The following is a 26,410-nucleotide window of genomic DNA, read 5'->3' on the forward strand; positions in this document are numbered from 1 at the left end:
TCGGGGTCCCGGATCGCGGCATGTTGCCGCCGAGGCGAGCTCGGCGGCAACATGCCCGGCCACAGGGCCGGGAGAGAGCGGGGAGGCTCTCAGTTCGAGCAGGCGCTGTGCGTCCAGCAGAGAACTGCGGCCGCGTAGCAGTCGGTCTCGCAGATGTACTCACAGCCGGTCACGCCGTGGGAGTAGCAGCTCGTGGCGCAGGTCGGTCCGGAATGCGGGCAGTACACCGCCGCGGCGACTTCCTTGCCCAACAGCGCGCCGAGCATACGGTCACCGAACGAGCGCATGGCGGTCGTCATATGGCACCTCCTTCGTTCTCGGAGCCGAACGGCCGGGTCACCGCCGGCGGCTCACAGCATGCGCCGCACGCCTACCGCGCGCTTACGGTCTCGTTACCGATCCGCTACCTCACCGGGCCGGTACTGCCGCCCCCGGCCCCGACCCCGCGGTCCAGCGCGGAGGTAACGGTTATCCGACATGATCGGGCGGCAGGAGCAAGCACTCGCGCTTTTCGAGCGGTGTGGCTTGGAGATCCTCGGATTCGACGAGTCCGCGGAGCTGCCGGCCGTCAGCAAACCGAGCTCTCGGCCCACCTCGCCGCCGCCGGCGGCGTCATGTGCGGCGTGACCAGCGAGGATTACGACATCTGGGTCCTCGTCGACTCCGAACGTCTGCACGCCCCGGACCCGGTCCTCGAGCCCATCGGCCCAACACCCTTCGCAGGAACGGGACTGGGCCCGCTGCAGATCTACAGCCTCTTCGGCCCGAGGCGGCTGCATCCGCCGTTCGACGATGGCTGGATGCTGCTGGGATTCTTCCGAAGTTCCGGAGCTCTCGCGCAGATCCATCGACTGCCGGCCTCGTTCGACGACGAGGAAGCTCGCGCGGTGCAGTAACTCAGCCCCAGGCTCCCTCGCGGCTCGTGAGGTCGGCCAGGGTCTCGCGCCGCTGGATGAGCCGGGCCAGTCCGTCGCGCACCGCGACCAGCGGCGGGCGGCCGACCAGGTTGTACGCCGAGGACATCGAGAGCTGATACGCGCCGGAGGCCGGGACCGCCAGCACGTCCCCGGCGCGCAGGTCCTCGGGCAGCTGCGCCTCGGGCGCGAGCACGTCGCCGGCCTCGCAGTGCCGTCCGACGACGCGGGTGGGACGCAGCGGCGCACCACCGTGCTGCGCGACCGGCCGGATCGTGTACGCGGCGTGGTACAGCGCCGGGCGCGGATTGTCGCTCATCCCGCCGTCGACCGCCGCGAACCGGATCCCGTGCGCGCTGGTCTTGACCGCCAGCACGCGGTAGAGCGCGATTCCGGCCGGGCCCACGATCGAGCGGCCCGGCTCGATCACCAGGCGTGGCACCGCCAGCCCGTGTTCGGCGCAGCGCTCGCGCAGCCGCGCCGTGACCGCGGCGGCGAACTCCCCCGGTCGCAGCGACGCGTCGCCCGGCCGGTAGCCGATCGCCTGGCCGCCGCCGAGGTCCAGTTCGGGCAGCTGGATCCCGTGCCGGACGTGCAGCTCGGCGAGGAAGGCCGTCAGCCGGTCGACGGCGGTGAGGTAGGGCTCGATCGTAGAGATCTGCGACCCGAGATGGCAGTGCAGGCCGCACAGGCGCAGGTGTGCCTGGCCGAGTATGCGGGTGACGGCGTCGAGCGCGGAGCCGTCCGCGAGGCTGAGACCGAACTGCTGGTCCTCGATCCCGGTGCGCACCGCCTCGTGGTGGCCGACGGCTATGCCGGGGATCACGCGCACGTACACGCCTTGCGGCTGATACGGCCGGTGCCGGCCGGCGAGCGAGGCCAGGTGCGCGATCTCGGTGAACCCGTCGATGACGATTCGGCCGACGTGTTCGCGCGTCGCGGTCTCGAGCTCCTCGTGGGTCTTGGCCACCCCGTGCAGCACGATCCGTTCCGGTTCGAAGCCGGCGTCCAGTGCGAGGGCGAGCTCGTTGGCCGAGCACACGTCCACCCCGAGGCCCTCCTCCCGCACCCACCGCGCGAGCGTCGGACTGAAGAACGCCTTCGCCGCGTAGCGCACCGAATCCTGCGGCAGAGCCCGTGCATACGCAGCCGCACGCGAGCGGAACTCCGCTTCGTCGAGCACGTACAACGGGGTCCCGAAACGCTCGACGAGTTCGCCCAGATCGACGCCGCCCACGACGATGCGTCCCGCCTGCTCGCGCGCTCCGGCCGGCCACGGCGAGCCGAGCACCGCGCCCGTCTCGCGCTCGTCGGACTCCTCCCCGAGCAACTCCACCCGCAGACTCATCGCAGTTCTCCCAGCAACGCGGCCGCCGCGCCTGCCGCGGCACAGACCGCCAGCGCCCCGGCCATCTGCGGGTCCATCCGGCGCGCCGGCCGGGCGACCGGCGCCGCGGCGAACACCGGATCGACCTGGATCTGCTCCACCCCGCGCGCCGCCGCCAGCTCCCGAAGCACCCGCCGGGCCAGCGGCAGCACGGTGTAATCCGGCCCGAGCACTCGTTGCAGCGCGCCGGCGTCGGTGAAACCGACCGCGCACCGCGCCCCGTGCCGGTCCCGGAACAACGCCAACCTCACCCCGCAGCCCGACTCGCGCATCGGCACGTACAGCCGACGGCCGTTCAAGGTATCCGGAGGCTCCTCGATCTCGCGCATGGCGCTGGCTCCCTGTCGTATGAAACCGCCGGTAGGCGGCCTGACAGTTCGAAGCTAGACCCGCCGATTGATCGCGGCACCGCTCCTCACACGATCTCTACGCCGCCCCCGCCGCTCGCTCACGCGTTCCTGCCGCCCCCACACAGGCGCGCACACGTCCGCCGCCCTAGGCCTCGGCCGACGCCGCGGCCCTCTCGTTCAGCCTTCGAGGCGGCGCGCTGCTCACGGTTCGGAAGGAAGGAAACGCGTTCGAACGGCACGATGACTCCCCAGGCGAATGACAGGCCTCTGCGAAGAGGATCCGTTCCGTCGGCCGCGCGGCTTGTCACCCCGGCTTGTCACCCCGGCGGCACCAGTCCCTGCAGCAGCAGGGTGAGGGTGAAGTCAGGGTTCGCATGTCGGTTTCGAGCAGAGCCTGGGCGCGCACGTCTCGGCCGCCGGTTGCGGCGCGCGGAGTGAGTTGCCCGGCGAGCATCGCGGCGACCGCGAGTACGAACCCGGCAAGCTGGATCAGGTTGAGAGACTGGCCGAGGAAGATAGCGCCGAGGGCTGCCGCAATGAGCGGAGAAAGCGGGCTGAGCAGCGCCGTGGCCGTCACCGGCAGGCGGCGGATGCCGGAGAACCAGATCGTGTAGGTGAGCAGCCCGCCGATCAGCCCGAGCCACAGATATCCGGCGATGCCACGCCCGTCGATATGCGCGGGGACACCCTCTATCGCGAAGGTGGGGATCAGCAGCACCAGGCCGCCTGCGGTGAGCTGCCACCCGGCCAGTCCGAGGGCGCTGACACCTTCGGGGCGGCCCCAGCGCTTCGTCAAGACGACTCCGAGCGCCATCGACGCCGCACCGGCCATGCCCGCGAGGACGCCGGTCGGGTCGAGCGCGGCATCGGGGCCGAGCACGGCCATCCCGACCCCGGTGACGCCGACGGCGCCCCAGCCCACTCGCCAGACGGAGAAGCGTTCGCGAAGGACGAGGACGACCAGCACGGCGACGATGATCGGCTGGGTCGCACCCAGCGTCGCGGCGACCCCGCCGGGCAGGCGCTGCGCCGTCAGGAACAGCAGCGGGAAGAACGCCCCGATGTTCAGCGTCCCGAGCACCAGCGCCTTCCACCACCACGAGCCATGCGGCAGCGCGCGGGAGCAGATCAGGGCGATGATCCCGGCCGGGAGCGAACGCATCAACCCGGCGAAGAGGGGGTGCCCGCCGGGCAGGAACTGGGTCGTGACGATATAGGTCGTGCCCCACACCGCCGGAGCTATCGCCGTCATGGCCGTGATCCCGGCCCTGCCGCCACCGGCGGCGCTCTCTCTCATCGCAGTCACGACTTCATCGTGCGGGCACACCGATTGATGAGTCCAACACATTCTCTTCAGTGCATCTATGACTAGAATCGATGAATGGAGTTCCAGCAGCTGAGGTACGTGATCGCTCTCGCCGAGGAGGCCAGCTTCACTCGCGCCGCCGCCCGCTGCCACGTGGTGCAGTCCGCGCTGAGCCACCAGATCAAAGCCCTCGAGAACGAACTCGGGGTCGCGCTCTTCGCCCGCACCAGCCGTCGAGTCGAACTCACCAGCGCCGGTCAGGCGTTCCTGCCCGCCGCCCGGGCCAGCCTCGAAGCCGCCGAACGGGCCGCCGACGACGCGGCCGCCGCATCCGGCCTGGTCCGGGGCCGTCTGAGCATCGGGGTGATCCCGACCGTCACCGCCATCGACCTTCCCGCAGCGCTACGCACCTTCCGGCAGGCGCATCCGCAAGTGAAGATCGTCCTCCGGGTCGCAGGCAGCGACGAACTCGAAACGGCTGTCACCGGCGGCGAACTCGACATCGCAGTGCTCGGCCTCGCGGCCGGCCGCAAGCCGCAGGCAGTCGCCTGGCGGAACCTCGGCACAGACCGGCTCGTCGCCGTCGTCAGCCGCGACCACCCCCTCGCCGGGCGCAAGAGGGTCAGCCTCGAAGACCTCTCCGGCGAGACGTTCACCGACTTCCCTTCAGGAACTCCGGGCCGTGCGCAGAGCGACCTCGCCTTCACCGCCGCCGGGATTCATCGGGAGGTCGCCTTCGAGGCGCTCGCCACGGACCTCATGATCGGCCTCGTACGCGAAGGGCTGGCGATCACGCTCCTGCCGTCTCGCTACGTACCCGCCGATCCCGCCCTCGCCACGATCAAGATCACCGATGGGCCGACCCGCACCGAATACCTCGCCTGGAACGCCCTCAACCCCAGCCCGGCAGCGCAAGCCTTCATCACTACTGCCGAATGACCAGGTGTTTATAGAAACTCCAGGACATCACCCCGCCGCGGGAACAGGAGCCGGTCGACTTTACGATCGTGCTTCTCCTCGCAGCGCAGCTCGTAGGCCCGGAACAGCAGACCGGCCCGTCGGGCGAGCGCGGCGAACTGCTCCCAGTCGTTGAGCACGACGCCGAAGTCCACCACGACATAACCCTGCGCATCGAGCAGACGCAGCCTGTTGACCGGCCGCGGGCCGATGTCTCTGGCGAAGTAAGGCGCCCCCGCGTCGAGGCTCGCCGAGCAGACCATCTCGGCGACCTCGCGAGGCAAGTCGCGAGCCACCCCGGTGACCGGGTGCGCTCTGCGCACGCACAACCGCTCGCCCGTCCACTCGAGTGTGCACTCCTCGCCGAGGATCTTGCGGATCTTGACGCTGCGCGGTGAGGGTACGGCCGGGCCGGGCAGGCGTTCGTGCAACGGATCCGGCCTGCCGGCGGCGCCGAGGTCGGGATTGAACGGGATCACGCCGAACGCGTTGCCCGCGGACAGTTCCCTGACGATCTCACTGGTGATCTCGGATCTGCGCAGCGCGCGCGGGGCGCAACGCAGGGCCACCCGGCCGGTCAACAGCACGGTCGGGCACAAGGCCACGCAGACGAGCGCACCGACCCACACGACATGTGACGCGGCGCCGGCTCCTTCGCTCTCCAGCGCGCGTCCTGCCAGCAGGCCCAGGATGCCGAGGAGCAGCGGACTGACTCCGGCGCGCCAGATGATCCGCTTCCACGCCTCGGCCCCCAACGCCTCCGAGTATCGCGTGCGCTCGAACCGGCGCCACACCCGCAGCGGTACGGCGAGCCCGAGAACGACGAATCCGAGCCCGATATCGTGCCAGACACGATCTTGCGCAGCCAGCGGAGTGCGGCCGAGGCCGACGAACTCCAGCGCGATCCCGACCAGCGCGATCGCCCCGCCCACGAGGTAGGTCCGCCGACGAGCGCCCAGGAGGCGCGACACCAGCGACGAGCGCCGTGATACCCCTATGTCCCCCACAACACCATGGTGCTCCCCGAACCGGGGCCATGCCAGCGGCGGCAGCCAATCCCTGCGCGACCGTCGGCCGTTCGTCCCCGGCCGCATTTCCGGGGGCGAACGGCGCACTCGGGCGCACGCAGTGGCGTGCAACGCGCGTAGTTGCGTTGCACAGCTACCGGCCGTTTCGCGGTGGCATGCTCCCAGTGACCGATCGTCATGAAGAAGACGCCGTGGAAAGGGACAGGAAGCTTCCCATGAGCTTGCCGTCAGGGGTGTCGCACCCGCGCCGCAGCCGCAGCCGCGAGGGATCGCCCGGCCGCGACCGCGCCCGGGTCCTCAGCGCGAGCCGCATAGCGCCGACGACGGCCTGGTGATCGCCTCGGTCGGCTCCCCCGGAGTACCCGTCCTCGACCTCGATCTCTTCCGGGCCCGCGTCGAGGCAAGGATCGAACAGTTCCTCGATGCCAAGGCACGTGCCGTCGACACCCAGCGGCTTCCGGCCCCGGCGGTGGAGTCGCTGCGCGCTTTCTTCCGCGCCGGCGGCAAACGGCTGCGTCCACTGATATGCGCCTGCGGCTGGCTGGCCGCACGGGGCGGGCGCGAGACGGCGAGCCTGATTCGGGTCGGAGCGGCGCTGGAGATGTTCCACGCTTTCGCGCTGATCCACGACGACGTGATGGACCGCTCCGACCGACGACGCGGCCGACCCACCGTCCACCGGCTGCTGGAGTCGGACTTCTCCCGTTCCCACCCCGCGGGTGACTCCGCGCGTCTCGGCGAGAGCGCCGCGATCCTCGTCGGCGACCTGTCCCTGGTCTGGTCGGACGAGCTGGTCCACACCGCAGGGCTCGAACCCGCGGTCTTCATGCGCGTGCTCGAGCTCATCGACCGGATGCGCTCAGAGCTGATGTTCGGTCAGTACCTCGACCTGACCGCCGACGCCCGGAACGGCGCCGGGCCCGAATTGCCGTTGACCGTCATCCGGTACAAGACCGCGAAGTACACCGTCGAACGGCCCTTGCAGATCGGCGCCGCCCTCGCCGGGGCCGGCGAGGGCCTCTTGGCCGATCTGAGCGCGATCGCGCTTCCGCTCGGCGAGGCCTTCCAGCTGCGCGACGACCTGTTGGGCACCTTCGGCGACCCGGAGGTGACCGGCAAGTCCCAGCTCGACGACCTGCGGGCGGGCAAGTACACCGCGCTGATCGCGCTGGCTCTCGGCGACGCGGACCCAGGCCAGGCCGCGGTATTGCGTGGTGTCCTGGGCAACGAGGCGATCAGCGACGCCGACGCCGACCGAGCCCGGCAGGTCCTGGACGAGACGGGCGCCGCCGCCCGGGTCGAGCAGATGATCGCCGACCGGTACCGCCGGACCTTGACCGCCCTCGATCGAGCCGCGCTGCCCGCCGACGCGGACCAGGCGCTTCGGTCCCTGGCCCACGACGCCGTCTGGAGACGGTCGTGAGCGCCCCCGAGCCGCCGAAGCCGTCAGACCCGCCGAACCCGCCGAAGCCGCCGGATCCGCCGGATCCGCCGAAGCCTCGACGACGCTTGAAAGGAGCACCGATGGCCAAGGTGCCGGCCGACATCCCGGCCGCCCCCGGCGCGCTTCCCCTGGCCGGCCATCTCAGACAGCTGCTGCGCGACCCGCTGGGCTTCGTCTCGGGCCTGCCGGCGCACGGCGACCTGGTCCGGGTCCGGTTCGGCCCGATGACCATCGTCGTGGTCTGCGACCTCGAGACGACGCTCCGGGTACTGCGGGACGATCGGATCTTCGACAAGGGCGGGCTGCTCTACGACCGGAGCCGGGTGGTGCTCGGCAACGGCCTGATCACCTGTCCACACGCGGACCACCGCCGGCAGCGCCGGGTCCTGCAGCCCGCCTTCAGCTCCGAGCGCCTCAGCCGGTACGCGCCGGTGATGACCGCACATGCGCGCGAGGCCGCCGAACAGTGGCACGACGGCCAGATCATCGATGTGAACAAGCTGATGATGCAGCTCACCGAGCGGATCATCGCCGAGGTGATGTTCTCCGACGCGCTGGCGCCCGCGGCACTGAGTACCGCGCTGGACGACCTCGGCGTCGTCATCCCCGGCATCATACGGAGCATGATCATGCCGCCGCAGCTGGCCTGGCTGCCCACCCCCGCCGACCGCCGCTTCCGCCGCGCCCACACCCGGCTGCGGGCCACCCTCGGCGAGATCATCGCCGAGCGCCGCGCCGACCACGCCGACCGGGGCGACCTGTTCTCCGCGATGCTGTCCACGGCGGCCGCGAGCCGGGAAGACGACGACGGCCCGCTGACCGACACCGAGGCGATCGACCAGGCCGTCAGCTTCTTCGTGGCCGGCACCGAGACGACCTCCTCCGGCCTCGCCTGGGCGCTCTACGCACTGGGACGCCATCCGGAGATCTGCGAGCGGGTGCGGGCCGAGGTCGACGAGGTTCTGGGCGGCAGGCCCGGCACCTACGCCGACGTCCCCCGGTTGGAACTCACCGGACGGGTGGTCACCGAGGCGCTTCGGGCCTGGCCGCCGGCCGGCTGGCTGCTCACCCGCACGGTCGCCCGCGACGTCCGACTCGGCGGTCACGATCTGCCTGCCGGCACCACGCTCGGCTACAGCCCCTACGTCATCCACCACCGCCCCGACCTCTACCCGGCACCCGACCGCTTCGCGCCCGAGCGCTGGGACGCCGCGCACCGGCCGCGCCGTGAAGCGTTCATCGCCTTCGGCTTCGGCGCCCGCAGGTGCATCGGAGATCAGTTCGCGTTCGCCGAGGTCGTACTCGCTCTGGCGGTCCTCGTCGCCCGCTGGCGCTTCGAGCCGCTGCCCGGCCCCGACGTACGCCCGTCCGTCGCCGCGGGCCTCGCTCCACACCGGCTTCGCATGCGCGTCGCCGACCACCGCTGAACCTCCCCGGACCGGGCGGGAAGACCGCCCGTCCCCTGACCGATAGGGACGGCCGATGTCGGCAACGGAGATCACCCACCTCTTCGACCTGCCGGAGCTGCAGCTCATTCCCGGCGAACGCGCGGCGCCCTGGGGCCCGCAGCTCGACGCGTCGCTCATCGCGTTCGTGCGCGCCACAGGGCTTCTGACGACCGAAACAGCGCTCGACTACTACACCACGCAGCACTTCGGAACGATGTGCGCCTACGTGGTGCCGGGCGCCGTCACGCAGGCGCGCCGCGAGATCTACGGCAAGCTCATGGCCTGGTTCTTCATCTACGACGACTGGGCCGAGCAATTGGGCCGCCATCTGCTGCCCGAGGACGTGGCCGGCATGGTCGACGATATCCAGACCTGGTTCGCGGACGACGAGGACGACGTCCGCCGCTTCGACCTGCCCGCGGCGCGCAGCATGCGCACCATCTGGGCGCAGATCCGGGAGGACACCTCGCCCCAGTGGCGTGACCGGCTGCGCGAAGAGCTCGGAATGTATCTGCGGACCGCCGTGGAGGAAGCGCGATTGGTCCGCAGCGGCCGCGTCAATCCGCTCGGCGCGGCAAGCGAGCTACGCCCTTTGGCCAGCGCCGCGCGGCCCGTCTACACCATGGCCGAGTACGCGTACGGCATCGAGCTCACCCCCGAGACTGTCCGGCACCCGCTCCTGCGCAAAGCCGATTCGGTGGGCACCGCCGCGATCGCCTACGCCAATGACATCATCGGCTTGAAAGCGGATCTGCTGCGCGGCATCCGGGACAACCTCGTGCTGTCCCTGCAGCACGAGCACGGCGGCACGCTACAGGCGAACGTCGAGCGGGCCGCCGCGAAGTTCCACCAGAAGGCCGCCGAGTTCCTCGACGTGCAGGAGCAGTTCCGCAGCGGCTCCGGCCTCTGCGACGCGACGATCGCCGGCCGGGCCGATGTGGCGACGTACCTACAGATCCTGGAGGACTGGCTTTTCGAGGGCGTCAAGTGGCAGCTGCGCGAGACCGACCGCTACGACACCACGGTGCGGCTGACGGATCGGGAGAATCCGAACCAGCTTCTGCTGCTGAGCGGCGCGGCTGCGTAGCATCACTCCTCCGACTTCGCAGCGGGCTTATACGGCGGGGCCACACCCCAGCCCCAGTGCGGGATGGGTGCGTCGTAGGCCTCGCGGCCGGGCTGCGAGTTGATCTCGGCGAGGCGGGTGCCCCATTCGACGTACGAGGCGAACGCCGCGCGGAACGAGGGATCCGTGGGCAGCTCGACCCGGTCCGCCGCGTCCATCAGCAGATTGACCCACCGCCGCCGTTGCTGCTCGGTGATGTGCTTGCCGAGGTGGCGGCTGACCATGTGCCGGTAGTCTCCGCGTTCCGTGCTGTAGTTCTCCGGGCCGCCGAAGACCTCGCCGAGCCAGAGCGCGACGAAATGCGGGTGGTGCTCGTCCATGTCCTTGAACAGCGGATAGAGCAGTTCGTCCTTGAGCACCTCGCCGTAGAAGGACCGGGTGAGCCGCTCGAGCGCTTCGGCGCCGCCGAGCCATTCGTAGAGGCTGGGGATCGATCCGCCCTGGCCGGCCACGGCGGTCGGGGTGTAGTGCCGCATCTCCTGGATGTTCGAGATGTAGGGCTTGATGGCTTCCAGGAACGGCGGGAAGTGCTCACTGGCCCGGAAGCCCTGCAGATGCCCTGCCGTGGACGTCCAGGTGATGCGCAGGATGTAGGACTCGAGGTCCTCGTCGCAGCGGGAGAGCTCGTAGTCCACACACTCCGGCGCCTCGGCCAGCTGCCCCGCGGCTCGCCCGTAGGCCTGCTCGAACCCCTCGGCGGCTTCGGCTGGGATCTGGTAACGGATGTATTCGACGGTCATGACAAGCCCCTTCGGGCGTCGGCTCGCGGCCCCGTTGGCCCCGCGTCCATTCCAATACAATACAGTATTGTATCACCGAAGCTAAGATGGGAACGTGAACCGACAGCGACCCGCGGCCGAACCTGCGTCCTCCTCGGCCCAGGCCCGTTCGGGGCGGAGCCGCGACAGCACGATCGACGAACGGATTCTGACTGCCGCGAGGCGTCAGCTCTCCGTGCTCGGCTTCGAGGGGATGTCGATCGCCTCGGTGGCCCAGGAGGCCGGGACGACGCGGCAGGCGCTGTATCGGCGGTGGGCGGACAAGGCGCAGCTGGCTTGCGACGCCGTCGCGGCCATCAGCGAGGAACGCGGCGGATCGGGCGCCCCACAGGATCCGTTCGACGCGCTCGTCGCGGAGCTGACGGACTTCCAGCGGGGTGTGTCCCGGCCGGGGCGGCTGTCCCTCGTCGGCACGATGCTGCAGGAGACCACCGGCCCCGAAGTGCTCGAGCGCTACCGCGCCACGGTCATCCATCCGCGCCGGCAGCGGCTCGCCGCCGTCCTGCGCGCCGCGCAGCAGCTCGGCATGATCGACGCGGACGCGGATCTGACCGTCGCCGTGACGATGTGCACCGGCAACTGGTACGGCCGGGCCCTGGCCGGCGAACCGATACCAGAAGACTGGCCCCGGCGCACGGCCGCGCTGGTGTGGCGGGCCCTGGGCGGCCGGCCACGGCCGTGACGACCCTCGCGCGCTTCTCTCGGATGCGCGTCCACGGTCACCGGGAAGGCACATTTGCGCCGGCGCGGCGGCCGGGGCTGACCGGCACCCTGCAGGCGACCATCAGAACCCTGCGGTAACCTCGTGCCCGAGCGGTTCGACCCCGAGCCGACGCCGTGGTGGTGCTGCACCTGTTCGATGGTGACAGCGGCCATGCCATCGAAACGTCAGAGAATCCACCACTCACGTACGGGCTCGTCTACACTGGGCCCGCGCATCCACTGCGCCCGTGCCCTCACGCACTGATCTCGCACCCATGTGCCCGAAAACATAGGATCAGCCACCGATGTCTTCCGAGCGCCGCCTTCCCCGTAGCCGCCGCCGCGCGACCGTCGTCTCCACCGCCGTCGGCGCCGCGGTCGTGATCGGCTGCACCGTGCTGCTCATACCCCGGGGCAGCACCCAGACGGCAGCCGACCTCCCCGCGAACTCCGCGATCGGTGACGGCTCCGGCGCGCCCGGCGCCTCCGCGACCGGCACGGCATCGGCCGGCGCATCGGCCTCGGCTTCCAGCTCCGCATCCGCCTCCGCCTCCGCCTCCGCGTCGGCCTCGGCGTCCGGTTCCGCGACACCGACCTCGACGGCGGCGTTCTCCGGCCCGCCCAAACTCTCGATCGGCTCCAGCCAGAACGTCGCCGGCACCCTGCAACCGACCTGGCCCAACCAAGGCCAAGCCGAAATAGACCTCGACGGCAGCGTCATCAAAAGCTACGGACCCGTCAGCAGCTCACAGCCGATCGCCTCGGTCACCAAGACCATGACCGCCTACCTCATCCTGCACGACCACCCGCTCAGCCCGGGACAACAGGGCCCGACCATCACCCTCACCGCCGCCGACGTCACCGCCTACAAATACGACGTCAGCGAGAACATGTCCTCGGTACCCGTCAAAGCCGGCGAACAGCTGACCGAGAGCGAGGCGCTCCAAGCCCTCATGCTCGCCTCCGCCGACAACATCGCCGACGTCCTCGCCCACTGGGACACCGGCACCACCACCGACGCCGCGTTCGTCAGCAAAATGAACTCCGAAGCCTCCGCCCTCGGCATGAGCCACACCCACTACGCCGACGCCTCCGGCTACGACCCCGACTCCGTCTCAACCGCACCCGACCAGATCACCCTCGCCCAGCACGCCATGGGCCTCGGCTACTTCGCGCAACTGGTGGACGAGGGCAGCGCGAAAATCCCCGTGGCCGGCACCATCTCCAACTACAACAGCCTCCTCGGCTACGACGGCGTCAACGGCATCAAAACCGGATCCACCGGCCAAGCCGGCGGCTGCCTCCTCTTCCACGCCGACTTCACCGTCAACGGCCGCACCCTCACCCTCTCCGGCGCCGTCCTCGGCCAAGACGCACCCACCGGCCAGGAACTCGGCGTCGGACTCGCCGCCGCGAAAACCGCGATATCCAGCACCGAATCCCAAGTCACCGCCCGCACCCTCATCCCCGCCGGCACCGCCGTCGCCACCGCACCCCTCGCCGACGGCACCACCGCCACCCTGCACACCACCGCCAACCTCACCGTCACCGCATGGCCCGGCGAAACCGTCACCCTACGCCTGAACACCTCAGGAACCACCCACACCCTCAAGGCCTACGCATCCGACGGAACACTCCTCGGCAGCACCACTCTCGGGTAACCACAGAGCCCGCGAATCGCTCATCCTCTGCGCGAAACCGCCGTGTCATGGTTCTGCGTCCCCCTGGCCGGAGGGAGGGCGTCGTCATGGCGGATGCGCCTTTGGTCGAGAGTGCCGCGCTGGCCGATACGGCATCTGAAAATCGGTCAGCGGGCCGCGGCCCGGCTGTGTGGGTCGCGCAGAGCACTGCTTTCGGTCTGCTGGCCGGCCCACTCACCTCCGCGAGCGTGAACCACGGCCACTTCGTGGCCGGGTCACTGTTCGCAGACCTGCTCCTCATCGTATGGACTGTCGTGTTCACCTTCGTGGCGGCAGGCACTCAATGGCATGGAGCGGGTGCGGCCAGTGTGCGGGTCCTCGCGGTGCTTCTGCTCGGCAGCGTGTTCTTCATGCTCCCCCGTGCCGACTCGCTGGCGGCGACCGGATCGATCACGTCGTGGGATGTGCTGACGCGCTGGCTCCTGTGTTGCATCCCTTATCCGCTGGTGGCGCTACTCATCCATCCGAGTACACACCGGTATGTCCGGGTCGCTCCCGTGGCGGGCTTGGTCTGCCTGGCGTTGGCATGGCCTCAACTGCTCCACCATTCGATCGACACGGTCGCAGCGCAGACCCGCGCTCGCTTCGGCATACCCGGCGCCATGCTCCTGATGGTGGATCCGCAATCAGTCTCAGCCTTCGAAGGGTTCGGCTACTCCGAGGGCGTCCTCTTGAGCAGCTACGATTCCGGCGGCGAGACGCCACTGCCAGTGCCCGACTACGAGGCAGACGACCTTGACATGGTCGTCTACAAGGCCGAGGCGTCCACTCCGTGCGCATCCATCGGCAAAATGATCGATAGTACGGTCGGCGACAACGGCGCCAGCGACCAGTCGTGCCTCCGCTTGGCGGACGGTCGCTGGCAGTACGTCGGCGTTCCGGAGAACACGGCCGTCACTCAGATCGAGCTCTACGACGGATACTACGTCGCACTTACCGTCGATAGCGCCTCGCTCACTCCGATCCCTGCTTCCCAGCTGCCGGCGCTGTTCGCAACGCTGCACCATCCAGACAATGCCGAACTGGCCGCGCTGGGCGAGTCGGCCGATCAAGGGCTGTACGGATGGCTGTTCTGATCGTTCAGGAGAACGAGCGGCTCCTGTCCGGTGCGCCGCCGACGACGATCGGGGTGAGGCGGCCGGCGACGACGTTGACGGAGCCGTCTTGGGCCTCGATGGTGCCGTAGATGAGGAGCGCTCCGGCGTAACGGGTGCGGCGGTCGAGGGCGGCCCAGGTTTTGGCGGGGACGATGACGTTGATCATGCCGGTGGGGTCTTCGAGGTTGAGGAAGCAGATGCCGTTGGCCGTGGGCGGGCGTTGGCGGTGGGTGACGAGGCCTGCGATCCGGACGGGTCGGCCGTGGCGTAGTTCGCCGAGGTGCTCGGCTTCGAGGACACCCAGTCGGGCGAGGCGCGGGCGCATGGGCTGCATGGGGTGGTGGGCGGCGTTCTGGCCGGCCCAGAGTTCGGCGAAGGTCTGTTCTTCGAAGGTGAGCGGCGGCAGGGGCGGGGCGTTGGTGCCGGGGGTGGTGCCGGGGAGGTGGTCGGGGCGGGTGCCGGCGACGGCGCCCACAGCCCAGAGGGTTTCGCGGCGTCCTTGGCCGAAGGTGTCGAGGGCGCCTGCGGCAGTGAGGTTCTCAAGGATCAGAGTGGGGGTCTGGGTGCGGCGGACGAGGTCCTCGATGTCGGTGTAGGGCCCGTTGGCGTCGCGCTCGCGTTCGATGGTTTCGGCCAGCTCGGTGCCCATGCCGCGCACGGTGATCAGGCCGAGGCGGACGGGCGGTTGGGGGTGGGGGGAGGCGTGGCGGTGGACGGGCACGTAAGCGGCGCGATCCGCGTCGGTGAGGGGTTCGAGGCTGGTCTTGGCGCGGCTCTCGTTGATGTGGACGGGGTTCACGGTGACTTGGTGGCGCTGGGCGTCGGCGATGAGGGTGGGGGTTTCGTAGAAGCCCATGGGCATGTGGTTGAGGATGCCGGTGAGCAGCAGGGCGGGGTGGTAGCGCTTCATCCAGGCGGTGGCTGCGGCGATGAACGCGAAGCTCAGGCTGTGCGAAAAGGGGAATCCGTAGCCTGAGAAGGATTCGATCTGCTGGTAGAGGTCTTCGGCCGTGGCGCTGGAGATGCCGAGGCGGTCGAGACCGGCGAGGAAGCGCTCGCGCAGGGCGAGGATGCCGGGTAGGGAGCGTTTGGCGCCCATCGCGCGGCGGAGCCGGTCGGCTTCGGCGGGGGTGAATCCGGCTCCTTCGATCGCGAGCATCATGGCCTGTTCCTGGAACAGCACGGTGCCGTTGGAGACGGCGAGGATCCGGTCGATCGTGGGGTGGATCTCGGGGACGGCGTCTTTGCCGGAGCGGCGGCGCAGGTAGCGCCTGCTGGCTCCGGAGGCCCCGGGCCCTGGCCGGATCAGGGCGATCTGCACGGCCAGGTCGCGGAACGTGCGGGCTCTCATGACCGGGGCGACGGAGATCTGGGCGCGGGATTCGACCTGGAAGACCCCGACGGTGTCCCCGTCGTTGATCATGTCGTAGACGAGCGGGTCATCGGCGGGGATGTCGGCGAACTCCATCGGCGTGCCCGCGTCGGCGAGCATCGTCAGGACGTCGGCCGCGGCGGAGAGGGCGCGCAGGGAGAGCAGGTCGTGTTTGACCAGGCCGGCGTCGACGGCGGCTTCCTTGTCGCCTTGGATGACGCTGCGTCCGGGCATGCGGGCCCATTCGACCGGCAGGACCTCGGCGATGGGCCCTTCGCAGATGACGATGCCGCCGGAGTGGATGGAGAAGTGCCGCGGCCGGCCTTCCAGGCGTCGGGCGAGGGCGAGGACCTGGCCGGGGATCTCCGCGTGCGCGGCGGGGATCTGCTCGTGCCGGTCGACCTGGGAGCTGATCGCGTCGACGGCCCCGGGCGAGTAGCCGAGGATGCGGGCGGCTTCGCGCACGGAGAACTTCGAGGTCAGACAGACCTCGTTGGCGACCATCGCGGCGTTCTCCCGGCCGTGCTTCGCGTAGACGTATTGGAGGACCTCCTCGCGCCGGTCGGCCTGGATGTCGAGGTCGATGTCGGGCGGCCCGTCGCGCTCGGGGTGCAGGAACCGGGAGAAGAGCAGGTTGTATTTGATCGGGTCGACCGCGGAGATCCCGAGGGCGTGCACGACGATCGAGTTCGCGGCGCTGCCCCGGCCCTGGACGAGGATCGGCGGGTCCTGGGCGCGGGCGAAACGCACCACGTCCCAGGAGATCAGGAACCAGCCGGAGAAACCCAGGGCTTTGATGACCTGCAGCTCGTGCTCGGCCTGGGCATAGGCGTCGGGCCGGGAGGCACGCGTGCCGTAGCGGCGGGCGATGCCCTCGTAGGTGAGCTCACGCAGGTACGTGTTCTCGTCGTGGCCGTCGGGGGCGGTGAATCGGGGCGGGCGCGGGCGGATGTCGGTGTCGAACTCGATCCGGCAGGCCAGAGCGAGATCGACCGCGTGGCCGACAGCGCCGGGGTAGCGGCGGAAACGGCGTGCGGCCTGGGCCGGCGTGCGGAGGAACATCCCAGGGCCGGGAGGCAGCCACGAGTCGATCTCCTCGAGGGTGGCACGGGCTCGGAGCGCGGCGACGGCGGCGTAGGTGGCGTGCCCGTCCGGGCGGGCGTAGTGCACCAGCCCGGTCGCCACGGTCGGCAGGCCGATCCGTGCGGCGAGATCGGCGAGCTGGTCGTTGCGCCGGTCATCGCCCGGCAGGCCGGTGGCGTGCAGTTCGACGTGCACGCGCTCGGGCCCGAACAGCTCCATCAGCGTACGAAGTTCCTTCTCGGCGGCCTCGGCGCCTTTCTCGGCGAGGGCTCGGGCGACGGCGCCTTTGCGGCAGCCCGTCAGGATTTCCCAATGCCCATCAGCTGATGCGGCGACATCGTCGAGGTCGTAGACGGGCCTGCCTTTGCCTTCACCAGCCAGGTGGCCGCGGGTGATGGCGCCGGCCAGACGCCGGTAGCCGTCCGGGTCGCGGGCGAGGATGAGCAGGTGGGTGCCGTGCGGATCGGGCGTGCCGGTACGCTCACCCTCCAGCTGCAGGTTCAGCTCCGCGCCGAACACGGTCGCGAGTCCCGTGCCGCGTGCGGCGACGGCGAGGTGCGGGGCCGCGGCCATCGAGTCGTGGTCCGTGATCGCCAGACCGGTCAGGCCGAGCCGGACGGCTTCCTCGACCAGGGTCGTGGGCGCGTCGACGCCGTCGAGGAAGCTGTACCAGGAGTGGGCGTGCAGTTCCGCGTATGCCGGGGTGGTGCGTTCGGTCACTGATAGCCGGCCAGCACGTACCAGGATCCTGCTTCGGCCGCGAGCAGGTACGCGTGCCCGTCGGCCGTGGTCACCTGCAGGCGCGCGTATCGGCGGCCGCCGTCTTCGTCCCAGGGCCGCTCGTGCACCGGCCACGGCTGGGAGTAGCCGGTCACATCCGCGCACACCGCCCCGACTTCGAGCACGGCCGGGGGATCGGGCATCTCGCCGCGCGCGGTCACGACCACGGTGTTCCCGGCCGCATCCAGCAGGCGCACGGGGGTGGAGCGGCCGGGGATCATCGCGGGCGCGGGCTCGGGAACCCGGCCCGGCCAAGGACCCGTCCCCCGCGACTCCGGATCGAGATCGCCGAAGGGCACCAGCGCGATCTGCTCGCCCACTCCCCTGCCGCCGGACAGAACGGGCCGCGCGACGCGGGTGTGGCCGAGCAGGTCCTGGAGTCGCTCGATCGCCGCCTCCGCCGTCTCAGGCAACTGCGCCACTCCCCCGAGCAGGTCGATCTGGGTGCCCGTGGCGATCCGCAGCCCGTCCGGACGCAGCGACAGGGAGACGAACCCCTCGCCGGACTCCACGTGCGGGTCATGGCCGGCGGGCGGCGGGTTGCGCTGCGCCCAAGCCTCGAGCTGCCAGCGCACCCGCTCGGCCACCGCACGCGCCGAGAGCCGGCCCTCGTGCCGCCACCAGCGCGCCGAACCGCGCCCATCCCCCGTCAGCGCCTCGATCTCGACCCGATCGCACACCAGCCCGAGTCCGGCCAGCTTCTCGTGCAGCTGCTCGGCCAGGCCCCTGGCGGCGAACACCAGCGGCTCCACCGTCGGCACCGGCTCGAACTCGCGCACCACCGAAAGCTCCCGCGGCGCACGGCGCGGCGCCGGATCCCGCGCGTCCAGCCCACGCGCCAACCGGTGCGCCCGCAGACCCACCAACCCGAACCGCGTCGCGACCGAGGACGCCGGAAGCGCGGCGAACTGCCCGACCCGGCGAATCCCGAGCCGGCGCAACTGCTGCGCCAGCTGTGCGTCGGCGAGTGCGGCGATGTCGAACTCCGCCAGAAACCGCCTGCTTCCGCCCGGCGGAACCAGCGTGTCCGTGCGGGCGGCGAGCACCGCCGCGGCCATCCCGTCCGCGACGCCGACCCCGACCGCCACCGGCCCGAGCTCGCACTCCACCACCGCCGCGGCATCGCGGATCACCCCGGCGGCCTGCTCCTCCCCGCCGTAGTAGCCCACCGGGCCCGCGGCCAGCAGCACGCACAGCCCGGGCCGCACCACCTCGACCCCGGCCGCGACCTCCTCCAGCGCGCACACCACCGGCTCGAACACCCGCGCCGCCCGCTCTGAATCCGCCCGATACGCGGCGAGTTGCGGGCAGATCCGGTGCGCATCACGCGCGCGCATCCCCACCCGCACGCCGGCCCGCGCCGCAGCCGGCGTCACCGCCGTCACCCGGCCCGCCGCCACCGTCGCCGCCAGCTCGTCCAACGCCGCACCCGCGGCCAGCACCGTGAACGCCGGAGCCCACGCCGCCAGCACTCGAGCAGGTGAACCAGGATCATCTATGTCAATGGTGGTATTCACGCCGCGATCAGGCGCCTGCGCGCGGCCAACTCGTCCACCGGCGCCGCGGCGCGCACCGGATGCGCCGCGCCGTCAGGGCCCGGCAGGTACACCTCCGCCGCCCGCGAACCCCCGCCGAGCCCGCGCCCCTCGGCCACCACCGTCGCCCGACGCGCCGTCAACTGCCCATGCCCGGCCTCCAACCCCGACCACCGCGCCGCCGCCACCCGCAGCCGCACCGGCGCCGGAAACACCGCCGGCCCCGCCACCAGCAACGACGTCCCCACCGTCGCACCACGCCGCAGCCGAGAGACGATCCGCCGCGCCACGGCGTCACCCACCGCCGCCGGCGGACGCACCAGCACCACCTCCACCGCCCCGATCAGCACCTCCAGCGCCTTGACCCAACTCGACGCGTCCGGCCGCACCACCACCAGCCGCGAGGTCGGCGCACCCGCCGCCGCCACCGCCTCGATCCCCAGATCATCGACCCCCACCAGCGCCGCGCTCCCGCCCGAGCGCACGGCCGAACCGACCAGGCTCGCCGCCAGATACCGGTCCTGATCCACCCCCAGCACCCCGCCCCGCTCGAGCCCGCGCGGCAGCAACCCCGCCAACGCCTCCGGCACCGCCAGCCCGTCCCCGGCCACCGCCCGCACCCGCGCCGTCCCCCGCGACACGCCCTCGATCCCCGCCGCCGCACGCGCGAGCCGCGCCGACCTCGACGTCTCGACCGCTGAGATAGAGGTCAAGCTCTTTTCGAACATAGTTTCGAACGCGGTCACGCGCACAGTCTCGGCCAATCCCGCCCCGAGTGTCAATCGGGGAAGGCCGTGCCTCGCCGCGCACTGGCGCGCGATGCCGCGCGATCGAGCCGAGCCACGGTAGGCACCTGGCCACGCAAGCCAACGCCTCCTTCAGCCGACGAACGGGGCCTCCCACGTCGAAGCTTCACCCTTCACGGCCTTCAGAGCGGTGATGGACTGCGGATGCCGCTGGGTGTACCCGCGCGTAGCGTGGACGGTGTCTTGCTGTTCCGACTCCGAAGTCAACGTGTCCGATCAAAGGAGTCAGCATGGAAGCCACGAGCACGGCGCTCGTCGTTCAGCCTGGTGAGGCGGGAAAGGCCTCCCTCACCGACGGCGCATTCGAGCTGCTCGCCGATGGTGGCGCGGTCAGCGCCAGCCGGCTGACCCTGGCCACGGGCGCCGATGGGGCGCCTCCGCACCACCACAAGCTGTCCCATGAGGTCTTCTACATCCTGGACGGGACTATGGTCTTCCGTCTCGGCGACAGGGTGACTTCGGTGGGTAGAGGCGGCCTCGTCATCATCCCGCCAAACCTGCCCCACGCCTTCGGGGCGGCGCAGGGCAGCACGGTCGACGTCGTCGTCCTGCTGAGCCCGGGTGTCGAGCGGTTCGCGTACTTCGAGCAGCTGGGCGCCATCAGCCGGGGCGAGGCGGAGTTCGACTCCCTGATCCCGGAGCAGGACCGCTTCGATGTGCACCTGGTGGACCTGCCCGACTGGCGGACGGCCCCATCGTCTCAGCACGTCCAGCACGTCCAGCCTCGGCCGTAGTACGAGGCTGAGTGGCGCTGCACTGCCTGTCGCTGACACCCAGCCGTAGTTGCAACGATGGTCCAGGTCGCGGCCAGCCGAGCCTGGTGGATGCTCGCGCGATGTCGGCGCGATGTGCGATGGTGGCTCGCATGTTGGAGATCACCGTGCGGGCTGAGATCGGATGGCAGCGATTCGTCCGCCCTGGCATCGAGGAGCTCGGCGCGCTCGTTTCCGGGCTTGGCGAGCGCGGCAACCGGTTTCTGACCATCCAGCGGATACCGGACCTGCCTGATCACTTTATCCAAACGTGGCATGAGGCCGGCGGAGCGTACGTGGTCGAATACCGCGATGGTGGTCAGGATCGTCAGTTCGAATCAACGCTCGACGGTCCGGAGCAGGTGCTCGCTGCGCTGACCGCCTGGGCAGACGGCGGTTCCGAATGGGGCTCGGCCTGGGACTGGCGACCTATGGATCTGGAAGCGGCCGAGCCGGTAGCCGCGCTGGACTTGGCAGAGAAGGAACACATCCTGCTTGAGCAGCGGGTCCGGCTGGCGATCGTCGCGGGTTACGACGGGCGAGAACAGTTGAACGAGCTCGCGCAGGAGTACCTGGTGACCAAGGAGCGTCGCCCGGTGTCGGCGGCGCAGGCCGGTCAACTCGTCGACCGTCTTTGGCTTGAGCGCGTCGCGGAGCAGTCGGCCTGGGTAGGAGAGACCGATCCAGAACGGTTGACCAGAGCTTTCCTCGCTCTGGAGGGCTCAGGCGTCACCGCTCGAGAGAACTTCACCTGCTGCCGCTCGTGTGGCCAGGCCGAGATCGGTGCTGCCGGTCCGTCGGATGCCCGCGGTTTTGTGTACTTCCATCAGCAGTGCACTGACGCCGCCGCGGCCGGCCACGGGTTGATGCTGCTGTATGGCGGGTTCGACGGTACTGCGGAGACAACCGCGTCGATCGGCCGCGCGGTGGTTACGGCGCTCGATGCAGTCGAGCTGCCGGCGTGCTGGGACGGCGATCCGTCGCGCGGTGTCGAGGTCAAGCCGATGGACTGGCGCAAGCGCCTGGTCGGCTAACGACGAGCAGCAGCGGTCGGCGGGGCCTGTGGTCAACCTGTGGTCAAGGCCCCACCGATCGACACCGTGGATGAGAAGAGTGAAGCCGCTACTGCCGGACCTCGGCGTCGTCAGCGGCTCTTCAGGCGGCGTGCCTCGGCGACGAGTTCAGCAGGCAGCGCCGCATTTCCGCAAGCCAGGTCGATCAGCAGGCCGCGATAGGACCCGTTAGGCAGTTGCGGCGCGAGTGCGATGAGCTCGCGCAGGCCGTCGGGCGACCCGGTGATCCGGGTACGGTAGGCCGCCCCGGCCGCACGGAGCGTGGGCTCGGTCGGCTCATGTTCCAAGCCTTGCTCAACGAGCTGAACCGCGCTCGCGAAGTCGCCTTGCCCGGCGCGGATGTCGGCCAGGTCGAGATAGAGCGACCAGTTGGCCGGGTCCAGGACGAGAGCGCGCTGGAATGCGGCAGCAGCCTTATCGGAATCGCCCAGTCTGCGCCATGTGCCTGCTCGTACGGTCTCTGTCAGCATGATCGGTTCGACGGCGTCCGCCCGATCGCAGAGAGCGAACGACGCGTCGGTGCGGCCGCTCGCCCGAAGGAATATCGCCATCTTCGCCATCGCCTCCGGAAGGGGCTCGCGGGCGCAGACTACGTCGATGGCCCGGAACCAGGGGCGCAACCGCTTACGCATGTCTTCGGTGTCGAGATCGTGGCCGAAGTCCATCGTCCGCATCACGGCCTCGGCCAGCGCATCGGCACTGACCGCGTCCAGGAAGCGGGCGTCGCTGAACCATGGGGCGTCGGCCCAGGCGACGGTGGGTCGCGCGCCCGTGACACCGCCGATCGCCATCGCCGCGTCGTCCATATCGTTCTCGAGGAAGCTGATATACGAGTGCACCAGTATCGCGCCTGGAGAGTCGGCACCCTTGAGGAGTCCGGCCACGGCCGCACGCTGTTCTTTCCACAGATCGGCGAGGATTGCGTAAGGCTCAGGATCCTCCGGTGCTGAGGCGATGGCGCCGTTTATGTACTGTATGGCTTGCATGGGGCTGCCCCCACAGTGCGCCATCACCCGTGCGAGACCACTCAAAGCGGCCGCTGATCGATTCGCCGTCATCCGAGGATGGTAGCGACTCCACACGCGAGACTCAGCGAATCGGCTACTGGCCGAGGTCGATCCCGGGACCTGCCGGGGCATTACACCTACTGCCCTTTGATGATCGGCTGAGTGTTCGTGGGGCGTGGCGCCTTGTCGGGTCGGGTCGGTTCGGGTCGGGGTGATCGTCGTGGTGGGGCGGCCGCTTCGCGTCGCCCGTTTCGTCTGACCACCCACCCACCCGTTGCGTTGGCGGGGCGGGCTGCGGTTTCAAGACGAAAATCGCCGCTGGCAGGCCCTCCTCGGAGAGAGTGCCGGGGTCGTGTGGGTGCTGGCGTTGGCGGGGCGGGCTGGGGTTCGGGGTGGTGGGGTTGCGGGGGTGTGCTCTCTCCTCGGTCGGTCCCCGGAGGCAATCAGGGACCTGTCGGGAGGTCAAGCGGCGGTGGCTGTGGCTGGTGGTGGATTGTGCATGGCGCCGCTTGACCTCCCGGCAGAACCCTGACCGGGCTTCGCCTGCCCGACCGAGGAGAGAGCACACCCCCTGAGGTCCGGTGTGAGCTGCGCTCGGGCCGGATCCCGTCCTGTGGCCCGGTCGTGCTCGGTGCGGAAGGATTCTGCATCACCCTGATCCGACCATCCCGATCCTTGATCCGCGCGAAGGCGTCGGTGCTCTGGTCGCGCCTGATGTGAGATTCTGCGCCGCCCTCGTGCGATCCACCCCGATCCCAGACCTCGCTGCAGAATCCCGCAGGCCGGCCGTGTTCGATCCGGAAGGATTCTGCATCGCCCCGGTCCGGCCAACCTGATCCTCGATCCGCGCGGAGGCGTCGGTACTCCGGTCGTGCCTGCGGTGGAGTTCTGCATCGCCCCGGTCGGATCCGCCCGGTGCTCACGCACTGCGCAGGATCGCGTGGCCCGGTCGCACGCCGAAGGGAGTTCCTGCACCGCTTTCGGCCACACTCCTGACGCTGTCCGCGCGGCCATCCCGTCCACCATCCCTCCCGTCGCACGTGCCGATCCCCCGGACTCTTCCATGCTAGACGCCACCACCGACAAAAGCCGCGGATCCGGCTTTCGCCGGAAAAGAAAAATACGGGAGTTTTCCGGGCACTCGGGCGCGCTCCCCGGCGTTGAAGTAGGAGAGAAGGAACGAGCGACCCGGGACGGGGATGCAGAATCCTTCCGCATCGTGGACTTCCCCCCTTGAGGCCGGGCCACGGGACAGGACTCGGGCCGAGCGCAGCTCGCACCGGACCTCAGGGGGTGGGCTCTCTCCTCGGTCGGGCAGGCGAAGCCCGATCAGGGTTCTGCCGGGAGGTCAAGCGGCGCCCTGCATGATTCACCATCAACGGAAACCTCCGCCGCTTGACCTCCCGGCAGGTTCCTGATTGCCTCCGGGGCCCGGCCGAGGAGAGAGCACACCCCGGCACCTCACCATCCCGAACCCCAGCCCGCCCCGCCACGCCGGCACCCCACGCAACCCCGGCATCTCTCTCCGAGGGAAGGCCCGCGCCGGAGGCGAAAGCTTGAAACCGCAACCCGCCCCGCCCACGCAACGGGTGGGCGGGTGGTCAGACGAATCGGGCGACGCGAAGCGGCCGCCCACACCTACGACGACCACCCCGACCCGGGTACCCAGCCGATCATCAATTTGCTCTAGTGGGCCAGGCGTGCCCTGACCGCGCCGAGTGCGGAATCGAGCTCGCGCACGCGCAGCTTTCGCGCGGCGGCGAAGAAGACCACGGCGAAGATCGGGCCGCCTGCGGCGAGGCCCGAGAGGGCTCCGATCGTGCCGGCGCCGCGCAGGTCGGTGATGGCGATGCCGACCGGGCCGCTGATCGCGGCGGCGAGGCCGGCGGCCACGCACAGCTTGACGTGCACCCGGGTCACTCGCCTGCCGTCGAAGCTGCCGACGAGCGTGTGCAGCCGCGTGGCGGTGACGATCAGGCCGATCAGGTAGGAGATCGAGTAGGCGGCGCACATGCCGGCCACCGCCCACTGGGTGTTGCCGAGCAGGAGGTAGGACAGGTAGGCCAAGGCCGCGTTGGCGATGCCGATCCACAGCGCCAGGATGAACGGGGTCTTCGTGTCCTCATACGCGTAGAAGCCGCGGAGCATCACGAAGAACGCCGAGTACGGGATCAGACCGAGGCTGAAGGCCATCAGCATGTAGCCGAGGTTGTGCGACTGGGTCGGGGTGACGTTGCCGTGGCCGAAGAGGAACGAGACGATCTGCTGCCCGAAGGCCAGGAGCGCGAAGGACGCGGGCACGATCAGGATGCCGGTCGAACGCAGGCCGTAGGAGATCGAGTCGCCGACCGCGCGCTTGTCCCCGGCCTGCGCGAACCGGCTCATCCGGGGCAGCAGCGCGGTGATGATCGAGACGGTGACGACTGACTGCGGCATGATCCACAGCGTCAACGCGTTCGAGTACGCGGCGTAGCCGACGCCCGCCTGCGAGAACCTGGGCTTGTTGCCCATCGAGGTCGCCATCGCCGTCACCGCCCAGCCGACCACTGTGGTCACTGCGACGGTGGCGAGGGTCCACTTGGCGAGGGTGACGGACCGGCCGAGGCCGGTGCCGCGCCAGTCGAAGCGCGGACGGAAGCTGACACCGACACCGCGCAGGTACGGCACCAAGGTCAGGGCCTGGAGCACGATACCGAGGGTGGAGCCGACACCGACCAGCAGCTCCTCGCCCCCGGTGATGGTGGCGGTGGTGTTCGACACGCTGCCGACAACCCACAGATACGAGCCGATGGCGGCGATCTGGACCACGTTGGCCAGCACGGGGGTCCACATGATGGGGCCGTAGCTGTCTTTGGCGTTGAGGATCTGCCCGAGCATCACCGAGAGGCCGTAGAAGAAGATCTGCGGCAGGCAGTAGCGCGCGAACATGATGGTGACCTGGCGGTCCGTGCCGTGCGCGCTCGGCGCGTAGAGGGTCACCAGCTGCGGGGCGAGGGCCACCGCGAGCGCGGTGATCGCGCCGACGACGACGATCGTCATGGTCAGCAGCCGGTTGATGAACGCCTGGCCGGCGTCGTCATCGTCCTTCATAGCGCGCACCAGCTGCGGGACGAAGATCGCGTTGACCGCGCCGCCGATCACGATCCCGTAGACGATGTTGGGCAGGTTGTTGCCGACGGTGAAGCTGTCGGACAGGCTCGCCGTGCCGAGCGCGGCCACCAGCAGGGAACCGCGGATCATGCCGGTGACGCGGGAGGCCATGGTGCCCATGGCCATCACGCGGCTCGCGCGCGAGACACTGGTCTTCGCAGCCGCCGGAGCCTTGGACTCGACGCTGACGCCCACCTCGTCCGGCCTGGTGCCGGGACCCTGTACCTGGCCACGCCGCGGCGGGATGAGGTGCTGGAGCGAGACCGGATCGAGGAAGCCGGCGCTGATCGGCGGCAGATAACTGGTGGCCTCCACCGCTTCCGCGTAGGCGGCCCGGCGTATCGCGCGCGCCTCAGGCGCCTCGTCCGCCGGTATGTCCGGGTACCAGAGCGCCTGCTGATCATGACGCGTCTGCCGGTACCAGTCGTCGGTGCGGTCGATGAGGTCCCCGCCCGCGTTCACGGCCGGGGATTGCCCGGCGGTGTTCTCCGCATGATATTCCGTCGCATAGTCGGGGCTCCGATACGACTCGCCCTCGGGGCGCCACCCTGACATCGCACAGTCTCTTCCTGTGACACACTGCTCCGGCGACCCACCATCCGCCATCCGCCCGG

At 69.9% G+C, this 26,410-nt stretch carries 21 protein-coding genes; 10 read left to right on the plus strand and 11 right to left on the minus strand.

The features are described from left to right. Positions 1–89 precede the first annotated feature (89 nt). Positions 90–299, minus strand: a complete 210-nt coding sequence (locus ACTRO_RS00495; protein WP_034260397.1) for a hypothetical protein — start codon at positions 297–299, stop codon at positions 90–92. A gap of 324 nt (positions 300–623) precedes the next feature. Here ACTRO_RS00495 and ACTRO_RS00500 point away from each other — a divergent pair, with 324 nt between their 5' ends. Then, positions 624–896 carry a hypothetical protein gene (locus ACTRO_RS00500; protein ID WP_157435615.1) on the plus strand — a complete coding sequence of 91 codons (273 nt, stop codon included), beginning with the start codon at positions 624–626 and terminating at the stop codon, positions 894–896. A 1-nt stretch (position 897) separates the two neighbouring features. Here the strand turns inward: ACTRO_RS00500 and lysA are convergent, their stop codons facing one another. From lysA to ACTRO_RS00515, 3 genes are all read right to left on the minus strand, one after another. Further along, the gene (lysA, locus tag ACTRO_RS00505; protein ID WP_034260401.1) at positions 898–2,262 is read right to left on the minus strand and encodes a diaminopimelate decarboxylase; all 1,365 of its coding nucleotides are present in this window, start codon (positions 2,260–2,262) and stop codon (positions 898–900) included. Next, complete coding sequence (locus tag ACTRO_RS00510) at positions 2,259–2,630, minus strand: SAV_915 family protein (protein ID WP_051450077.1); 372 nt, start codon at positions 2,628–2,630, stop codon at positions 2,259–2,261. The genes lysA and ACTRO_RS00510 overlap by 4 nt, the downstream gene beginning before the upstream one ends. 325 nt (positions 2,631–2,955) lie before the next feature. Next, positions 2,956–3,948: an EamA family transporter gene (locus ACTRO_RS00515; RefSeq protein ID WP_245594646.1), complete on the minus strand. Its 993-nt coding sequence runs from the start codon at positions 3,946–3,948 to the stop codon at positions 2,956–2,958. A gap of 84 nt (positions 3,949–4,032) precedes the next feature. On the opposite strand from ACTRO_RS00515, the gene ACTRO_RS00520 reads away from it, so the two are divergent. Further along, positions 4,033–4,896, plus strand: a complete 864-nt coding sequence (locus tag ACTRO_RS00520) for a LysR family transcriptional regulator (RefSeq protein ID WP_034260404.1) — start codon at positions 4,033–4,035, stop codon at positions 4,894–4,896. Positions 4,897–4,904: 8 nt separating this feature from the next. Here the strand turns inward: ACTRO_RS00520 and ACTRO_RS00525 are convergent, their stop codons facing one another. Beyond that, positions 4,905–5,885 carry a hypothetical protein gene (locus tag ACTRO_RS00525; protein ID WP_157435616.1) on the minus strand — a complete coding sequence of 327 codons (981 nt, stop codon included), beginning with the start codon at positions 5,883–5,885 and terminating at the stop codon, positions 4,905–4,907. A gap of 388 nt (positions 5,886–6,273) precedes the next feature. On the opposite strand from ACTRO_RS00525, the gene ACTRO_RS00530 reads away from it, so the two are divergent. The 3 genes from ACTRO_RS00530 (at position 6,274) to ACTRO_RS00540 (ending at position 9,921) form a co-directional block, all read left to right on the plus strand. Then, positions 6,274–7,365, plus strand: coding sequence for a polyprenyl synthetase family protein (locus tag ACTRO_RS00530; protein ID WP_211244017.1), 1,092 nt, complete (start codon positions 6,274–6,276; stop codon positions 7,363–7,365). 101 nt (positions 7,366–7,466) lie between these two features. Beyond that, the gene (locus tag ACTRO_RS00535) at positions 7,467–8,813 is read left to right on the plus strand and encodes a cytochrome P450 (protein WP_051450078.1); all 1,347 of its coding nucleotides are present in this window, start codon (positions 7,467–7,469) and stop codon (positions 8,811–8,813) included. A gap of 55 nt (positions 8,814–8,868) precedes the next feature. Next, entirely contained in the window at positions 8,869–9,921 is a 1,053-nt protein-coding gene (locus tag ACTRO_RS00540) for a terpene synthase family protein (protein ID WP_034260409.1), read from the plus strand. Between the two features lie 2 nt (positions 9,922–9,923). Here ACTRO_RS00540 and ACTRO_RS00545 read toward each other — a convergent pair whose 3' ends face one another. Then, positions 9,924–10,700: a group II truncated hemoglobin gene (locus ACTRO_RS00545; RefSeq protein ID WP_034260411.1), complete on the minus strand. Its 777-nt coding sequence runs from the start codon at positions 10,698–10,700 to the stop codon at positions 9,924–9,926. A gap of 94 nt (positions 10,701–10,794) precedes the next feature. Here ACTRO_RS00545 and ACTRO_RS00550 point away from each other — a divergent pair, with 94 nt between their 5' ends. The 3 genes from ACTRO_RS00550 (at position 10,795) to ACTRO_RS00560 (ending at position 14,217) form a co-directional block, all read left to right on the plus strand. Then, positions 10,795–11,421 carry a TetR/AcrR family transcriptional regulator gene (locus ACTRO_RS00550; protein ID WP_051450079.1) on the plus strand — a complete coding sequence of 209 codons (627 nt, stop codon included), beginning with the start codon at positions 10,795–10,797 and terminating at the stop codon, positions 11,419–11,421. A 325-nt stretch (positions 11,422–11,746) separates the two neighbouring features. After that, positions 11,747–13,102, plus strand: a complete 1,356-nt coding sequence (locus ACTRO_RS42490) for a D-alanyl-D-alanine carboxypeptidase family protein (protein ID WP_051450080.1) — start codon at positions 11,747–11,749, stop codon at positions 13,100–13,102. Between the two features lie 86 nt (positions 13,103–13,188). Next, the gene (locus ACTRO_RS00560) at positions 13,189–14,217 is read left to right on the plus strand and encodes a hypothetical protein (protein WP_157435617.1); all 1,029 of its coding nucleotides are present in this window, start codon (positions 13,189–13,191) and stop codon (positions 14,215–14,217) included. A 4-nt stretch (positions 14,218–14,221) separates the two neighbouring features. Here ACTRO_RS00560 and ACTRO_RS00565 read toward each other — a convergent pair whose 3' ends face one another. The 3 genes from ACTRO_RS00565 to ACTRO_RS46610 are packed head-to-tail and all read right to left on the minus strand — an operon-like array spanning position 14,222 to position 19,754. Beyond that, the gene (locus tag ACTRO_RS00565; RefSeq protein ID WP_051450081.1) at positions 14,222–17,413 is read right to left on the minus strand and encodes an error-prone DNA polymerase; all 3,192 of its coding nucleotides are present in this window, start codon (positions 17,411–17,413) and stop codon (positions 14,222–14,224) included. Further along, positions 17,410–18,990 carry a DNA polymerase Y family protein gene (locus ACTRO_RS00570; protein WP_084315850.1) on the minus strand — a complete coding sequence of 527 codons (1,581 nt, stop codon included), beginning with the start codon at positions 18,988–18,990 and terminating at the stop codon, positions 17,410–17,412. Before ACTRO_RS00570 ends, ACTRO_RS00565 begins: the two co-directional genes overlap by 4 nt. Beyond that, positions 18,987–19,754 (minus strand): hypothetical protein, encoded by a 768-nt coding sequence (locus tag ACTRO_RS46610; RefSeq protein ID WP_157435618.1) that lies wholly within the window; start codon positions 19,752–19,754, stop codon positions 18,987–18,989. The genes ACTRO_RS00570 and ACTRO_RS46610 overlap by 4 nt, the downstream gene beginning before the upstream one ends. Before the next feature lie 290 nt (positions 19,755–20,044). On the opposite strand from ACTRO_RS46610, the gene ACTRO_RS00580 reads away from it, so the two are divergent. Beyond that, a complete protein-coding gene (locus ACTRO_RS00580) occupies positions 20,045–20,548 on the plus strand; it encodes a cupin domain-containing protein (protein ID WP_034260415.1) in 504 nt (167 codons plus the stop codon). A gap of 131 nt (positions 20,549–20,679) precedes the next feature. After that, complete coding sequence (locus ACTRO_RS00585) at positions 20,680–21,600, plus strand: DUF6891 domain-containing protein (RefSeq protein WP_034272377.1); 921 nt, start codon at positions 20,680–20,682, stop codon at positions 21,598–21,600. A 110-nt stretch (positions 21,601–21,710) separates the two neighbouring features. On the opposite strand, the gene ACTRO_RS00590 is transcribed toward ACTRO_RS00585, so the two are convergent. Both ACTRO_RS00590 and murJ read right to left on the minus strand, forming a co-directional pair. Further along, the gene (locus ACTRO_RS00590) at positions 21,711–22,697 is read right to left on the minus strand and encodes a tetratricopeptide repeat protein (protein ID WP_211244018.1); all 987 of its coding nucleotides are present in this window, start codon (positions 22,695–22,697) and stop codon (positions 21,711–21,713) included. A 1,635-nt stretch (positions 22,698–24,332) separates the two neighbouring features. Continuing rightward, positions 24,333–26,351, minus strand: a complete 2,019-nt coding sequence (gene murJ / locus ACTRO_RS00595) for a murein biosynthesis integral membrane protein MurJ (protein WP_051450085.1) — start codon at positions 26,349–26,351, stop codon at positions 24,333–24,335. Positions 26,352–26,410 lie beyond the last annotated feature (59 nt).

This window comes from Actinospica robiniae DSM 44927 (assembly GCF_000504285.1).
In the GTDB taxonomy this organism is placed as follows: Bacteria; Actinomycetota; Actinomycetes; order Streptomycetales; family Catenulisporaceae; genus Actinospica; species Actinospica robiniae.

Excerpts from the sequence above, each read along its gene's own strand:
- ACTRO_RS00495 (WP_034260397.1), bottom strand. The coding sequence starts at position 299 with ATGACGACCGCCATGCGCTCGTTCGGTGACCGTATGCTCGGCGCGCTG.
- lysA (WP_034260401.1), bottom strand. The coding sequence starts at position 2,262 with ATGAGTCTGCGGGTGGAGTTGCTCGGGGAGGAGTCCGACGAGCGCGAG.
- ACTRO_RS00510 (WP_051450077.1), bottom strand. The coding sequence starts at position 2,630 with ATGCGCGAGATCGAGGAGCCTCCGGATACCTTGAACGGCCGTCGGCTG.
- ACTRO_RS00515 (WP_245594646.1), bottom strand. The coding sequence starts at position 3,948 with ATGAGAGAGAGCGCCGCCGGTGGCGGCAGGGCCGGGATCACGGCCATG.
- ACTRO_RS00520 (WP_034260404.1), top strand. The coding sequence starts at position 4,033 with ATGGAGTTCCAGCAGCTGAGGTACGTGATCGCTCTCGCCGAGGAGGCC.
- ACTRO_RS00535 (WP_051450078.1), top strand. The coding sequence starts at position 7,467 with ATGGCCAAGGTGCCGGCCGACATCCCGGCCGCCCCCGGCGCGCTTCCC.
- ACTRO_RS00540 (WP_034260409.1), top strand. The coding sequence starts at position 8,869 with ATGTCGGCAACGGAGATCACCCACCTCTTCGACCTGCCGGAGCTGCAG.
- ACTRO_RS00545 (WP_034260411.1), bottom strand. The coding sequence starts at position 10,700 with ATGACCGTCGAATACATCCGTTACCAGATCCCAGCCGAAGCCGCCGAG.
- ACTRO_RS42490 (WP_051450080.1), top strand. The coding sequence starts at position 11,747 with ATGTCTTCCGAGCGCCGCCTTCCCCGTAGCCGCCGCCGCGCGACCGTC.
- ACTRO_RS00560 (WP_157435617.1), top strand. The coding sequence starts at position 13,189 with ATGGCGGATGCGCCTTTGGTCGAGAGTGCCGCGCTGGCCGATACGGCA.
- ACTRO_RS00580 (WP_034260415.1), top strand. The coding sequence starts at position 20,045 with ATGGAAGCCACGAGCACGGCGCTCGTCGTTCAGCCTGGTGAGGCGGGA.
- ACTRO_RS00585 (WP_034272377.1), top strand. The coding sequence starts at position 20,680 with ATGTTGGAGATCACCGTGCGGGCTGAGATCGGATGGCAGCGATTCGTC.
- ACTRO_RS00590 (WP_211244018.1), bottom strand. The coding sequence starts at position 22,697 with ATGACGGCGAATCGATCAGCGGCCGCTTTGAGTGGTCTCGCACGGGTG.
- murJ (WP_051450085.1), bottom strand. The coding sequence starts at position 26,351 with ATGTCAGGGTGGCGCCCCGAGGGCGAGTCGTATCGGAGCCCCGACTAT.